Origin of the sequence: Kitasatospora sp. NPDC004614 (assembly GCF_042873675.1) — a bacterium.
Classification (GTDB): Bacteria; Actinomycetota; Actinomycetes; order Streptomycetales; family Streptomycetaceae; genus Kitasatospora.
Window position 1 is genome coordinate 673,402 of the sequence record NZ_JBIALR010000002.1, and the last position, 13,513, is coordinate 686,914.

General features: G+C 71.8%; 16 protein-coding genes. 12 read left to right on the top strand and 4 right to left on the bottom strand.

Annotated features, from left to right (window positions below):
- Positions 1-54 precede the first annotated feature (54 nt).
- Complete coding sequence (locus tag ACFYST_RS08695; protein ID WP_387643956.1) at positions 55-570, top strand: YbjN domain-containing protein; 516 nt, start codon at positions 55-57, stop codon at positions 568-570.
- 31 nt (positions 571-601) lie between these two features.
- A complete protein-coding gene (locus ACFYST_RS08700) occupies positions 602-1,081 on the top strand; it encodes an SLATT domain-containing protein (RefSeq protein ID WP_387860970.1) in 480 nt (159 codons plus the stop codon).
- Between the two features lie 16 nt (positions 1,082-1,097).
- Here the strand turns inward: ACFYST_RS08700 and ACFYST_RS08705 are convergent, their stop codons facing one another.
- Positions 1,098-2,366 (bottom strand): MDR family MFS transporter, encoded by a 1,269-nt coding sequence (locus ACFYST_RS08705; RefSeq protein ID WP_387643961.1) that lies wholly within the window; start codon positions 2,364-2,366, stop codon positions 1,098-1,100.
- A 109-nt stretch (positions 2,367-2,475) separates the two neighbouring features.
- Between ACFYST_RS08705 and ACFYST_RS08710 the strand changes: the two genes are divergently transcribed.
- Both ACFYST_RS08710 and ACFYST_RS08715 read left to right on the top strand, forming a co-directional pair.
- Positions 2,476-3,234 (top strand): phosphoglyceromutase, encoded by a 759-nt coding sequence (locus ACFYST_RS08710; RefSeq protein ID WP_387860971.1) that lies wholly within the window; start codon positions 2,476-2,478, stop codon positions 3,232-3,234.
- A 267-nt stretch (positions 3,235-3,501) separates the two neighbouring features.
- On the top strand, positions 3,502-4,089 hold the full coding sequence (locus ACFYST_RS08715; protein WP_387860972.1) for a lytic polysaccharide monooxygenase: 588 nt from the start codon (positions 3,502-3,504) through the stop codon (positions 4,087-4,089).
- 63 nt (positions 4,090-4,152) lie between these two features.
- Here the strand turns inward: ACFYST_RS08715 and ACFYST_RS08720 are convergent, their stop codons facing one another.
- Positions 4,153-4,335, bottom strand: a complete 183-nt coding sequence (locus ACFYST_RS08720) for a hypothetical protein (RefSeq protein WP_387643969.1) — start codon at positions 4,333-4,335, stop codon at positions 4,153-4,155.
- A 153-nt stretch (positions 4,336-4,488) separates the two neighbouring features.
- Complete coding sequence (gene phoU, locus ACFYST_RS08725; RefSeq protein ID WP_387643972.1) at positions 4,489-5,163, bottom strand: phosphate signaling complex protein PhoU; 675 nt, start codon at positions 5,161-5,163, stop codon at positions 4,489-4,491.
- Positions 5,164-5,451: 288 nt separating this feature from the next.
- Between phoU and ACFYST_RS08730 the strand changes: the two genes are divergently transcribed.
- Positions 5,452-6,717 (top strand): sensor histidine kinase, encoded by a 1,266-nt coding sequence (locus ACFYST_RS08730; RefSeq protein ID WP_387643975.1) that lies wholly within the window; start codon positions 5,452-5,454, stop codon positions 6,715-6,717.
- Entirely contained in the window at positions 6,714-7,406 is a 693-nt protein-coding gene (locus ACFYST_RS08735; protein WP_380363657.1) for a response regulator, read from the top strand. Before ACFYST_RS08730 ends, ACFYST_RS08735 begins: the two co-directional genes overlap by 4 nt.
- A gap of 66 nt (positions 7,407-7,472) precedes the next feature.
- On the opposite strand, the gene ACFYST_RS08740 is transcribed toward ACFYST_RS08735, so the two are convergent.
- On the bottom strand, positions 7,473-8,117 hold the full coding sequence (locus ACFYST_RS08740) for a DUF461 domain-containing protein (protein WP_387860974.1): 645 nt from the start codon (positions 8,115-8,117) through the stop codon (positions 7,473-7,475).
- 374 nt (positions 8,118-8,491) lie between these two features.
- On the opposite strand from ACFYST_RS08740, the gene ACFYST_RS08745 reads away from it, so the two are divergent.
- The 6 genes from ACFYST_RS08745 (at position 8,492) to rlmB (ending at position 13,420) form a co-directional block, all read left to right on the top strand.
- A complete protein-coding gene (locus tag ACFYST_RS08745; protein WP_014136563.1) occupies positions 8,492-8,974 on the top strand; it encodes a CarD family transcriptional regulator in 483 nt (160 codons plus the stop codon).
- A gap of 221 nt (positions 8,975-9,195) precedes the next feature.
- The gene (gene ispD / locus ACFYST_RS08750; RefSeq protein WP_387644963.1) at positions 9,196-9,957 is read left to right on the top strand and encodes a 2-C-methyl-D-erythritol 4-phosphate cytidylyltransferase; all 762 of its coding nucleotides are present in this window, start codon (positions 9,196-9,198) and stop codon (positions 9,955-9,957) included.
- Positions 9,947-10,453, top strand: coding sequence for a 2-C-methyl-D-erythritol 2,4-cyclodiphosphate synthase (ispF, locus tag ACFYST_RS08755; RefSeq protein WP_387860976.1), 507 nt, complete (start codon positions 9,947-9,949; stop codon positions 10,451-10,453). The genes ispD and ispF overlap by 11 nt, the downstream gene beginning before the upstream one ends.
- A 42-nt stretch (positions 10,454-10,495) precedes the next feature.
- On the top strand, positions 10,496-10,888 hold the full coding sequence (locus ACFYST_RS08760) for a PPOX class F420-dependent oxidoreductase (protein ID WP_387643984.1): 393 nt from the start codon (positions 10,496-10,498) through the stop codon (positions 10,886-10,888).
- Between the two features lie 64 nt (positions 10,889-10,952).
- Positions 10,953-12,347 (top strand): cysteine--tRNA ligase, encoded by a 1,395-nt coding sequence (cysS, locus tag ACFYST_RS08765; protein ID WP_387643987.1) that lies wholly within the window; start codon positions 10,953-10,955, stop codon positions 12,345-12,347.
- An 83-nt stretch (positions 12,348-12,430) separates the two neighbouring features.
- On the top strand, positions 12,431-13,420 hold the full coding sequence (rlmB, locus tag ACFYST_RS08770) for a 23S rRNA (guanosine(2251)-2'-O)-methyltransferase RlmB (RefSeq protein ID WP_387643990.1): 990 nt from the start codon (positions 12,431-12,433) through the stop codon (positions 13,418-13,420).
- The last annotated feature ends 93 nt before the right edge of the window (positions 13,421-13,513 follow it).

A 13,513-nucleotide genomic window follows, 5' to 3' on the forward strand; every position in this document is an offset into this window, starting at 1 on the left:
CACCGTGACCGGCGCGACACCCCACGGCGGCCGACGGCCGGTTAGCGTGGGGGCATGGCCGCCAAGGACGACGCACTCCCCCTCCTCCGTGCCGCGCTCGACGAGGCCGGTGTGGCCTGGGAGCCGGCCGCCACCGACCCGTACACGCTGGTCGCCTCGCTGCCCGGCACCCGCAAGCTGTCCACCGCCTGCGCGCTGCGGATCGGCGACCACACGCTGTCGGTGAACGCCTTCGTGATCCGCCGCCCGGACGAGAACCACGAGGGCGTGTACCGCTGGCTGCTGGAGCGCAACACCCGGCTGTACGGGGTGGCGTACGCGATCGACCGGCTCGGCGACGTCTACCTGGTGGGCCGGCTGCCGCTGGAGGCGCTGACCGCCGATTCCGTGGACCGGCTGCTGGGCACCGTGCTGGAGAACGCCGACGAGCCGTTCAACACCCTGCTGGAGCTCGGCTTCGCCACCGCGATCCGCCGCGAGTGGGAGTGGCGCACCAAGCGCGGCGAGTCCACCCGCAACCTCACCGCCTTCGCGCACCTGGCGAGCGAGAACCCGCCCGCCGACAGCTGAGCCCGGTATCCTCCCGCCCGGGGAGGAAACGATGGATGCTGAACATGCCGCCGCACAACGGAAGTTGGAGTGGCTGGGGGCCGAACTCGACAACGAACTGGTGGAGCGCCGACGCCGCCGGGACTGGGACCGACGGCGGGCGCTGACCCTTCAACTGGCCACCGTCAGCCTGTCCACGCTGGTCACGGTGCTGCTCGGCCTCAAGGTCGGCGAACCGCTGGCCAGCGAACTGGCCGACGTGGCACTGGCGTGCGGCGCAGTGGTGACGGTGCTGGCCGCCTGGGCGGCCTTCTTCGGCTACCGGACGCTGTGGATCCAGCGCTCCGACACCGTCCACCGGCTGACCTCGCTGCGCCGCCGCCTCGCCCTGATGAAGGCCGAGTACGGCGACGCCGTCCCCGTGCCGGAGCAGGTGGCGCTGCTGGTGGACGAGTACCAGCGGATCCTCGAGGACGACCACGACTCCTGGGTGCGGCTGCGGCGGAACAGCGGCGGCGACCTGGCGAACTGACCGGCCGCCGAGCCGGTCAGGCCTCCGCGCCGACCGGCTCGACGGCGGGCGCCGCCGCCGGTTCGGCGGCGGGCTGCGGCCGTTGCCGGCCGATCGGCACGAACGCCACGGCCGCCAGCGTCCCCGCCGCCGCACACGCGCCCCACAGCGCCGCGCTGCCCGCGTACTGCAGCAGCAGCCCGCCCGCCATCGGGCCGACGAAGGACGCCAGCGACCAGGACAGCGAGTACACGCCCTGGTAGCGGCCGCGGGCCCGGGCCGGCGAGTGCTCGGCGACCAGCGCCATCATGGTCGGCGCGTTCACGATCTCGCCGATCGTCCAGATCGCCACCGTCAGCGCGTACAGCCCGGCGGACGAGCCGGCCACCGCCGTCAGGCCGAAGCCCCAGCCGATCAGCAGCGTGCTCACCATCAGCAGCGCGGTGCGGTTGCGGCCCTCCATCAGCCTGGTCAGCGGCAGTTGGAGCACCACGATCAGCACCCCGTTGAGGCTGGCCACCAGGCCGTACTGGGCGGTCGTGATGCCGTGCTCGCCCATGTCCATCGCCAGCGTGGTGGAGCCCTGCTGGAAGACCATCGCCAGCAGCAGGTTCACCCCGACCACCGCCATGAACGGCCCGTCCCGGAACACCGCGCCCAGTCCGATCGCCGGGCCCGACGGCTCGTCGGCCGCCTCCGCCATCGCCTGCGACAGCGTCTCGGGGACCTTCACGAACACCACCACCGCGCACAGCAGGGTGGTCAGCGCGTCCAGCAGGAACAGCGGCAGATAGCCGTACACCGCGATCAGACCGGCCACCGCGGCGGAGGCGCCGAAACCGATGTTGATCGCCCAGTAGTTCAGCGCGTACGCCCGCACCCGGTCGGCGGGCGGCACCAGGTCGGCGATCATCGCGGACACCGCCGGGCGGGAGGCGTTGTTCGCCAGACCCACCAGGAACGCCACCGCGGCGATCGCCACCGGCCCGTCCATGAAGCCCAGCACCGCCGTGAACACCGCCGTCGACACCTGCGCCACCAGCAGCGTGGGCCGCCGCCCGAGCCGGTCGGTCAGCACCCCCGCACCGATCGCCGCGACCGCCGAACCCAGCCCGAACAGGCCCGCCACCAGGCCCGCGTAGGCCTCCGAATACCCCCGGTCGACCGTCAGATAGAGCGCCAGGAACGTGACGACGAAGCCGCCGAGCCGGTTCACCAGCGTGGACGTCCACAACCACCAGAACTGCCGCGGCAGCCCGCCCGCCGCCCTGCGCGCTTCGGAGACCAGACGGGCTGAGAGGGGCATGGGGGCTCCCGGAGCGGCGAAAACGGTAAGCGGCAAAACTGCTGATGGCACATTACGTCCGACGTGGACAGCCCGGCCACCGAATTTCCCCCTCTATTAAGCTGGCCCCATGGCTGACACGACCTACCGCTTGATCCTGCTCCGCCACGGCGAGAGCCAGTGGAACCAGAAGAACCTGTTCACGGGATGGGTCGACGTCGACCTCAACGAGAAGGGCGAGAAGGAAGCCGCCCGTGGCGGCGAACTGATGCTCGCCGAGGACCTGCTGCCGGACGTGCTGCACACCTCGCTGCTGCGCCGCGCCATCCGCACCTCGCAGATCGCCCTCGACAAGGCCGACCGCCACTGGATCCCGGTCCGCCGCAGCTGGCGTCTGAACGAGCGCCACTACGGCGCCCTGCAGGGCAAGGACAAGGCCCAGACCCTCGCCGAGTTCGGCGAGGAGCAGTTCCAGCTCTGGCGCCGCTCCTACGACACCCCGCCGCCGGCCCTGCCCGACGACTCCGAGTACTCCCAGGCCGGCGACGCGCGCTACGCGGAGATCCCGTCCGAGCTGCGCCCGCGTACCGAGTGCCTGCAGGACGTCGTCCGCCGCATGCTCCCCTACTGGTACGACGCCATCGTGCCGGACCTCGCCGCCGGCAACACCGTCCTGGTCACCGCCCACGGCAACAGCCTGCGCGCCCTGGTCAAGCACCTCGACGGCATCTCCGACGAGGCCATCGCCGGCCTCAACATCCCCACCGGCATCCCGCTCGTCTACGAGCTCGACGCCGACTTCAAGCCGGTCACCCCCGGTGGCCGCTACCTCGACCCCGAGGCCGCCGCCGCCGCGATCGAGGCCGTCAAGAACCAGGGCAAGAAGTAAGACCTCCTTTCCCGCTCAGCCCCCTGCCCGGTGCGACGAAGCTCCGGCCCAGGGGGCTGTTCCGTGTCCGGGTGCCGGGGCGTCAACCGATGGGTGGCGGCGGGTGGTTCAGACCACTCGGGGTGGTTCAGACCATTGACGGCGGTCGGTCGGGCTTCTAGCGTGGGGGCCAATGTCGGCGCGGGCATGCCAATGCTGGCCGCACCCCCACGCGGCCCCGCGCGTGCCCGCGTTCATGTACTCCATCCACCCCCACGGAGGAGCACCATGCGCAAGCGCAACATCCTGGCGGTCGGCTTCGCGGCCGCCGCGGCAGTCCTGGCGACGGCGATCCCCGCCAGCTCGCACGGATACATCACCACCCCGCCGAGCCGGGCCGGCCTGTGCGGGGCGGGCGTGGTGAAGAAGTGCGGCCAGATCCAGTGGGAGCCGCAGAGCGTCGAGGGCCCGAAGGGCTTCCCGGCGGCCGGGCCGGCCGCCGGCACGCTGTGCGCGGGCGCGGACCCGCGCTGGGCGCCGCTCGACGACCCGCGGGCCGGCGCCTGGCCGACCACCAAGGTCACGGCCGGCCAGCAGCTGACGCTGACCTGGAGCATCGAGGCGCGGCACGCCACCACGTCGTTCCGGTACTTCATCACCAAGCCGGGCTACGACGCCACCACGAAGATCACCCGGGCGAACCTCAACCCGACCCCGTTCCTGACCGTGCCGATGGGTGGCAAGCAGCCCCCGGCCACGCTCAGCCACACCGCGACGCTGCCCTCCGGTCTGACCGGCCACCAGGTGATCCTGGCGGTCTGGGACATCGCGGACACCGGCAACGCGTTCTACCAGTGCATGGACGTCACCTTCTGAACCATCTGAGGCGCCGTACGACGAGGGCCGGGCACCATCGGTGCCCGGCCCTCGCTCATGCCGTCAGTGGCCGCCCCCGCAGCAGCCGCCGGTCGCGCCGCCGCACTGGCACGGCGCGCCGGACTGGCAGCCGCAGCCGCAGCCCGGGCCGCAGCCGCAGCCCGCGGCGAGGACCGGCAGCAGCTTCGCCGCGGCCGGGGCGAGTGGGCTCGGCGGGGGAGTGGTCGGGTTGCCGGTCGTCTTCATCGCGCTGAAGCCTCCTCGTCCGGGCGGAGCCGGGCAGCCCGGTGGACGCCCGTCCCTTCGAGTGAAACGCCGTCCTGACGCGCCGTCAACGGGCGTGCGGAGGTGGGAGGTTCACGCGGCGTGCGCCCCCGGAGGGGCGCACCGCGAAAACGTTTACTCGGCCGAGTCCGCGGTGGCCATGAACTCGTCCACGTGCTCGCCGGTGACCAGGAACACCACGCGCTTGGCGACCGAGACCGCGTGGTCGGCGAAGCGCTCGTAGTAGCGGCCGACCAGGGTGACGTCCACTGCGGTCTCGATGCCGTGGTGCCAGCGGTCGTCCAGCAGGTGCGAGAACAGTTCGCGGTGCAGCGCGTCGATCGCGTCGTCGTCCGCCTCCAGCTCCAGCGCCTTGTCCACGTCCTTGGTGGCGATCACCAGGCCGGCCTTGGCCACCAGGCGCTGCGCGAGCTGCCCCATCTCCAGCACGATCGGGTGCAGGTCGTTCGGGACGGCGGTCTCCGGGTAGCGCAGCCGGGCCACCTTGGCGACGTGCCGGGCCAGGTCGCCGCAGCGCTCCAGGTCGGAGCTCATCCGCAGCGAGGTGACCACGATCCGCAGGTCGGTGGCGACCGGCTGCTGGCGGGCCAGCAGGTCGATGGCCCGGTTCTCCAGGTCGTGGTGCAGGTTGTTGACCTTCTCGTCGGCGGCGATCACGCTCTCCGCCAGCTCCAGATCCGCGTCCAGCAGTGCGGTGGTGGCCCGTCCCATCGCCGAGCCGACCAGGCGGGCCATCTCGACCAGACCGTCGCTGATCGAGTCGAGTTCCTCGTGGTACGCGTCGCGCATTGCTGTTCTCCTCCAGTACCGGTGTCGGTGGCGGTGCCGACCGGACGCCCCGTACCGGGCGGCCCGGTGCGGGGCCGACCGAACGGACGGCCGCTGCTGGTGGCGCGAATGGTAGCCGCGTCACCGCCCACACGGGCTTGCACGGCCCACACTGATCCGTTCGGGCGACCCCCCGCGGCATCAGCGGTGAATCGGCAGCATCGTGAAGGTGAATTCTCGGCAACGCCCGGCCGATGCCTTGATCGCACCCTTACGGAGCGCGCCCGGCCACCATTTACGCTGGCAAGCATGGACGTGAACGTGGCCGCCGCCGCTGCCAGCGCCATAGCCGGGCTCGGCGTCGGTCTCACCGCATCCATCGCCTTCCGCTGGAGCGAGCGCGAGCAGGGCCGGAGCAAGGGCAGCAGCAGTAGCGGCGGCAAGAAGCCGGGGCCGGAACCCCTCCAGGAACCGGCCCTGCCGCCCGGCGTGGACACCGTGCTCTCGGTGCTGCGCTCCTGCGCGATCGTGCTCGGCGACGGCGACGAGGTGGTCAAGGCCTCCTCCGCCGCCTACTCGATGGGCCTGGTCCGCGGCGGCCGGGTGGCGGTGGACCCGATGCTGGCGCTGGCCCGCTCCACCCGCCGGGACGGCGAGATCCGGCAGATCGAACTGGAACTCACCCGCCCCGGGGCCGTCGCCCGGGCCGCCGAACCGCTGGCGGTCTCGGTCCGGGTCGCCCCGCTGGGCTCCCGGCTGGTGCTGGTGCTGGTCGAGGACCGCACCGAGCGCCGCCGGATCGAGGCGATCCGCCGCGACTTCGTGGCCAACGTCTCGCACGAGCTGAAGACCCCGGTCGGCGCGCTCTCGCTGCTCTCCGAGGCGGTCGCGGACGCCTCCGACGACCCGGAGGCGGTGCAGCGCTTCGCCGGCCGGATGCAGGTCGAGGCCACCCGGCTGGCCAGCCTGGTCCAGGAGATCATCGACCTCTCCCGGGTCCAGGACGACCAGCTGAAGGTCGACCCGGAGCCGGTCGCGGTGGACGAACTGATCGCCGAGGCGATCGACCGCTGCCGGCAGACCGCCGCCGCCAAGCAGATCGTCATCGCCGCGGGCGGCACCACCGGCCTGTACCTGGTCGGCAACCGCGGCCAACTGGCCGCCGCACTCGGCAACCTGGTGGAGAACGCGGTGAACTACAGCCCGCCGCGCACCAGGGTGGCGATCGCCACCCGCCGGATCTCCAGCGCCGCGGCGCTGGGCGAGGCGGACGGCGAACTGATCGAGATCTCGGTGACCGACCAGGGCATCGGCATCTCGGAGAAGGACCGCGAGCGGATCTTCGAACGCTTCTACCGGGTGGACCCCGCCCGCTCCCGCCTCACCGGTGGCACCGGCCTCGGCCTGTCCATCGTCAAGCACGTCGCCGCCTCGCACCGCGGAACCGTGTCGGTGTGGAGCGTCGAGGGCCAGGGTTCCACCTTCACACTGCGACTCCCCGCCGGGCAGGCCCCGGTCGAGGACCGCGCATCCTCAGCAGCACCCACACTTCCTGCCCCGGAGGCCCGATCGTGACCCGTGTACTGGTGGTCGAGGACGAGGAGTCGTTCAGCGACGCCCTGTCGTACATGCTCCGCAAGGAAGGCTTCGAGGTGGCGGTCGCTGCCACCGGGCCCGACGCGCTGGAGCAGTTCGAGCGCAACGGAGCCGACCTCGTCCTGCTCGACCTGATGCTGCCCGGCCTGCCCGGAACCGAGGTCTGCCGCCAGCTGCGCGTCCGCTCCAACGTTCCGGTGATCATGGTCACCGCCAAGGACAGCGAGATCGACAAGGTCGTCGGGCTGGAGATAGGAGCCGATGACTACGTCACCAAGCCCTACTCCACCCGCGAGCTGGTCGCCCGGATCCGTGCGGTGCTCCGCCGCCGCGGCGAGGACGCGAACGGCGACGGCGCCGCCGCCCCCGGCGCGCTGGAGGCCGGCCCGGTCCGGATGGACGTCGACCGGCACGTGGTGACGGTGGACGGCGCCAAGGTCGACCTGCCGCTCAAGGAGTTCGACCTGCTGGAGATGCTGCTGCGCAACGCCGGCCGGGTGCTCACCCGGATGCAGCTGATCGACCGGGTGTGGGGCGCGGACTACGTCGGCGACACCAAGACCCTGGACGTCCACGTCAAGCGCCTGCGGGCGAAGATCGAGCCCGACCCGGGCGCGCCGCGTTACCTGGTCACCGTGCGTGGCCTGGGCTACAAGTTCGAGCCGTAAACCGCAGGTACGACAGACCGACGAAGGGGCCCCGCCGCGGCGGGGCCCCTTCGTGTGTGCCTGGTGTCAGTGCGTGGCGGGAGCCGACGGGCTGCCGGCCGGGGCGCTCGGCGAACCGCTCGCGCCGGCGCCGGCGGCCGGCGAGGAGGCCGCACCCGGGGAGGCGGTGACGCCCGCCGACGGCGTGGCCTTGGCCGCCGGGCCGAAGCCCTGGTAGTAGCCGACGGCCGGCTGCACGTTGGCGTTGGCGGAGACGTCGCCGGCGCTCTTGAACGTGAAGGTGGTGTCGTTGTAGCCGCCGACCGTGACCTTGGCGTTCGGCACCTGGGCCAGCGCGGCGCCGCCCTTGCCGCCGATCAGCACCGACTCACCGGCGTGGATGACGATCTGCGAGACCTGCGCGCCGTTCTCGTCGGTCAGCGTCGCGGCGGAGCCACCGACCTTGACCCCGGTCAGCACCAGGTCGTCCTTCGGCGCGGTGTTGGCGATGTTCGCGGTGACGGCGACCGGGCCCGTGTACTCGCCGGCCGAACCCGCGGGGGCGACCACGACGATGTTGTTGAGCTTGACCGAGTTGTCGATCGAGGTCGCCGCGTTGTCCGGCTTGATCTGCAGCGTGTCGGCGTCGTTGCCCGCCGCGCAGGCGGACAGCGGGACGATCGCGGCGAGGACGAGGGCGGCGGCAGCGCCGCGTCGAAGGCTCCGGCTCACGGCGGCGACTTCTCCTTGGTGGGGACGATCCCACGGAAAAGGGATCACGGTCGGTGGTCGAGGGCCACACTACCGACCACACATATCCGGGAATCACGGGGTGGCCCCGTGTCGCAGTCCGATCACGATCCCGGCCGCTCGGCGAGTCGGAGGCAAAAACTCAAGATCCAATCATGGTTTCGGGAGCGTGACCAGAGGTTTCGCCGCCCAGGTCAGACCGCCTCCGACCTGCGAGAAGCCCCCGTCGAACACCGGTCGCAGCATGCGACGGGGGTGGTTGTCAAGCCCTGGAACCCGCCCTGACCTGCGAAAACGCCCTTCGGGTCAGCCGAAAAGCGTGTTATTCTGGAAAGCCACGGAAGGGGTCCTGTCACATGACGTTCAAGGTTGGCGACACGGTGGTCTACCCCCATCACGGGGCTGCGCTGATCGAGGCCATCGAAACTCGCCAGATCAAGGGTGTGGACAAGACCTACCTGGTGCTGAAGGTGCAGCAGGGAGATCTGACCCTCCGCGTTCCGGCGGAGAACGCCGAGTTCGTCGGTGTCCGCGATGTGGTGGGCCAGGAAGGCCTGGACCGCGTCTTCGAGGTGCTTCGCGCGCCCTACACCGAAGAACCCACCAACTGGTCGCGCCGTTACAAGGCAAACCTGGAGAAGCTCGCCTCCGGCGACGTGATCAAGGTCGCCGAGGTGGTCCGCGACCTGTGGCGCCGCGAGCGTGAGCGCGGCCTGTCGGCCGGCGAGAAGCGCATGCTCGCCAAGGCCCGCCAGATCCTGGTGAGCGAGCTCGCGCTCGCCGAGAACACCAACGAGGACAAGGCCGAGACGCTGCTCGACGAGGTCCTCGCCTCCTGAGGCAGGACAGCGCCTGGCTTGGCTTGACGTAGCGCCCGATGGTGCCCGAAAGGGCGCCTCGGGCGCTTCGCCATGCTCGGACGCAGGGCGGTACAGTGCGCCGTGAACGTGCCTGGAAGGGGGAGGCACGGCGGAACGATGGCGGAAGGGGCGGCGCGGTTCCACTAACGTGCAGTCAGGAAGGGGGCCTGCCCGCTCGCGAATCCGCGTTCGGCACGGCCATACCCATCGCGACCAAGGAGCCAAACCTGAACGCCTCAGCACAGCTCGCGGCAGCGGTCGTCCCGGCTGCCGGCCGCGGCGAGCGACTCGGCCCCGGCGCCCCCAAGGCGCTGCGCGAACTCGGCGGCGTCCCGCTGCTGGTGCACGCGGTCCGGGCGCTGGCCCGCAGCCGGGCGGTCGGCCTGGTGGTGGTGTGCGCGCCGCCGGACGGCGTGGCGGAGGTCGTCGCGCTGCTGGACAGCCACGGCCTGGACGGCAAGGACGTCCGGGTGGTGCCCGGCGGCGCCAGCCGGCAGGAGTCGGTGCGGCTCGGCCTGGCCGCGATCCCGGCCGGCACCCCGGTGGTGCTGGTGCACGACGCGGCCCGCCCGCTGGTGCCCGTCGAGGTGGTGGACGCGGTGGCCGCCGCCGTCCGGGCCGGCGCCGAGGCGGTGGTGCCGGCGGTGCCGCTGGCCGACACCGTCAAGCGGGTCGAACCGCAGCCGTCCGGCCCCGAGCCGGTGCTGGACACCCCCGACCGCTCCACGCTGCGCGCCGTGCAGACCCCGCAGGGCTTCGACCTGGCGGGCCTGGCCGCGGCGCACGAGAAGGCCGTCGCCGAGGGCATCGAGGTGACCGACGACGCCGGGCTGATCGAGCGCTTCGGCGGCCGGGTCGTCGTGGTGCCCGGCCACGAGGAGGCGTTCAAGGTCACCCGCCCGCTGGACCTCGTACTCGCCGAGGCCGTACTCGCCCGCCGGAGGGCCACCGATGCCTACTGAGACCACCAACAGCCCGGTCCTGCCGCGGATCGGCATCGGCACCGACGTGCACGCCTTCGAGGACGGCCGGCCGCTGCGGGTGGCCGGGCTGGACTGGCCTGGCGAGACCGGCCTGGCCGGGCACTCGGACGCCGACGTGGCCGCGCACGCCGCCTGCGACGCGCTGTTCTCCGCCGCCGGGATCGGCGACCTGGGCGCGCACTTCGGCACCGACCGCCCCGAGTGGGCGGGCGCGGCCGGCGTGGCACTGCTCGGCGAGGCCGCCCGGCTGGTACGGGAGGCCGGGTTCGAGATCGGCAACGTGGCGATCCAGGTGATCGGCGTCCGCCCGAAGATCGGCAAGCGCCGCGCCGAGGCGCAGGCCGCGCTGTCCGCGGCGGTCGGCGCGCCGGTGTCGGTCTCCGGCACCACCACCGACGGCCTGGGCCTGACCGGCCGGGCCGAGGGACTCGCCGCGATCGCCACGGCGCTGGTCTGGGAACGGCCCGCCCCCTAGCCTGACATGACAGGCAGTCAATTCTCTGGTGCGGGAGGAAACATGGGCGTCGAACTCGACGACAACGTGCGGAAGCTGCTGGACGAGAAGAGCTTCGCGGTGGTGTCCACCGTGCAGCCCGACGGCAGCCCGCAGGCCTCGGTGGTGTGGATCAAGCGGGACGGCGACGACATCCTGTTCTCCACCGTGCAGGGGCGGCGCAAGCACCTGAACCTGGTGCGGGATCCGCGGATCAGCGTGCTGATCAACCCGGCGGAGAGCCCGTACCAGTACTTCGAGGCGCGCGGCGAGGTCACCATGACCACCGAGGGCGGCCGGGAGCTGATCGACGAGCTGTCCCGCAAGTACCGCGGCCAGGACTACGCGTGGGACGGTCCGGACGCGGTGCGGGTGGTGGTGCGGCTCAGCCCGCGCAAGGTGGTCGCCAACTTCTGAGTGGGGCGCGCCAAGTAGCCAGAAGGTGGCGGGGCACCCCCCGCCGCCCACTACTCTGGACGCTGTGAGCCTTCGCCTGTACGACACCATGACCCGCCAGGTACGCGACTTCGTCCCGCTGGTGCCGGGCTGTGTCTCGATCTACCTGTGCGGTGCCACCGTTCAGGCGCCCCCGCACATCGGGCACATCCGGTCGGGACTCAACTTCGACGTGATGCAGCGGTGGTTCCGCTACCGCGGCTACGAGGTCACCTTCGTCCGCAATGTCACCGACATCGACGACAAGGTGATCGCCAAGGGGCGCGAGCAGTCCATCGAGTGGTGGAAGATCGCGCACGCCAACGAGCGTGCGTTCAACGAGGGTTACGACGCCCTCGGCTGCCTCCCGCCGAGCGCGGAGCCGCGGGCCACCGGCCACGTGCCGGAGATGATCGAGATGATGCAGGGGCTGATCGAGCGCGGCCACGCGTACGAGGCCGACGGCAACGTCTACTTCGCGGTCACCACCTACTCCGACTACCTGGCGCTCTCCAACCAGGAGTTGGAGAACCTGCGGCAGCCCTCCGGCGACAACGAGACCGGCAAGCGCGACCCGCGCGACTTCGCGATGTGGAAGGCCGCCAAGCCCGGCGAGCCGAGCTGGGACACCCCGTGGGGCCGCGGCCGCCCGGGCTGGCACCTGGAGTGCTCGGCGATGGTGCACAAGTACCTGGGCAGCTCGTTCGACATCCACGGCGGCGGGCTGGACCTGATCTTCCCGCACCACGAGAACGAGATCGCCCAGTCCAAGGCGTACGGCGACGACTTCGCCAACTTCTGGGTGCACAACGCCTGGGTCACCATGAGCGGCGAGAAGATGTCCAAGTCGCTGGGCAACTCGGTGCTGGTCTCCGAGATGGTGCAGCGCTGGCGGCCGATCGTGCTGCGCTACTACCTGGCCGGCCCGCACTACCGCTCGATGATCGAGTACAGCGAGGAGTCGCTGCGCGACGCCGAGACGGCGTTCGCCCGGATCGAGGGCTTCATCGAGCGCGCCGTCGAGCGCTGCGGCATGGTCGACGCGGCGCCCGAGGTGCCGCTGGCGTTCGCCGAGGCGATGGACGACGACCTGGGCGTGCCGCAGGCGCTGGCCGTGGTGCACACCGCCGTCCGGCAGGGCAACAGCGCGCTCGGCGCGGACGACAAGGAGTCCACCGCGGCCCGCCTCGCCGAGGTCCGGGCGATGCTCGGCGTGCTCGGCCTGGACCCGCTGGACGACTTCTGGGCCGGCGGCCGCAGCCAGGGCGAGGAGCTCACCGGCGTCGTCGACTCGCTGGTCAAGCTGGTGCTGGAGCAGCGCCAGGCGGCCCGCACCCGCAAGGACTTCGCCACCGCGGACGCCATCCGCGACCAGCTCGGCCAGGCCGGGCTGGCGATCGAGGACACCCCGTCCGGCCCGCGCTGGACGATCAACCAGTAGCCCTTCGGGGCGCATGGGGGCCGTACCTTTGTATGGGTGCGGCCCCCACGCACGAAGCAGACGCAGAGACAGGAAGTACAGCCATGGCCGGCAACAGCCAGCGCAGGAACCGCCGCAACCCCGGGTCGAAGAAGGGCGCGAGTGTCGGTACCGGCGGCCACAGCCGGAAGGCGCTCCAGGGCAAGGGCCCGACGCCGCGCGGCGAGGAGCGCAAGGGGCACCCCAAGCAGCGCGCCGCCAACGCGGCACTGAAGCGTGAGCGCGACGCCAAGTCCCGGGCCGGCATGCGCCGGTCCGGCGGCCCGCGCAGCGGCCGCGGTGGCGCGGGCGCGGCCGAGCTGGTGGTGGGCCGCAACTCGGTGGTCGAGGCGCTGCAGGGCGGCGTGCCGGCGAACACGCTGTACGTTCAGCAGTTCATCGACACCGACGACCGCGTCCGCGAGGCCTTCCAGGCCGCCAACGAGCGCGGCGTCCCGCTGATGGAGGCCCCGCGCGCCCAGCTGGACCAGATGACCGGCGGCCTGAACCACCAGGGCCTGGTGCTCCAGGTCCCGCCGTACGAGTACGCGCACCCCGACGACCTGCTGGAGGAGGCCGCCAACACCGGCCAGGACGCGCTGATCATGGCGCTGGACGGCGTCACCGACTCCCGCAACCTGGGTGCCGTGGTTCGTTCCGCCGCCGCGTTCGGCGCGCACGGCGTGGTGATCCCCGAGCGCCGTGCGGCCGGCATGACCGCCGGTGCCTGGAAGACCTCCTCCGGTGCGGCCGCCCGGCTGCCCGTGGCCCGCGCCACCAACCTGACCCGCGCGCTGGAGGCCTACCAGAAGGCCGGCCTGATGGTGGTCGGCCTGGCCGCCGACGGCGAGGCCGAGATCGGCGACCTCGACGCGCTGAACGGCCCCGTGGTGATCGTGGCCGGCTCCGAGGGCAAGGGCCTGTCCCGCCTGGTGTCGGAGACCTGCGACCTGCGGGTGCGGATCCCGATGCCCGGCCACACCGAGTCGCTGAACGCCGGTGTCGCCGCCGGCATCGTGCTGTACGAAGCGGCCCGCATGCGCGCCAAGCGCTGACCGCCTGGGCGTAAGTCGCCCACTGCGGCACTGACGCACCGTCACGACACGTGACGGTGCGTCGTTTTTGTGCGTCAACCGGTCGGGTCCGGT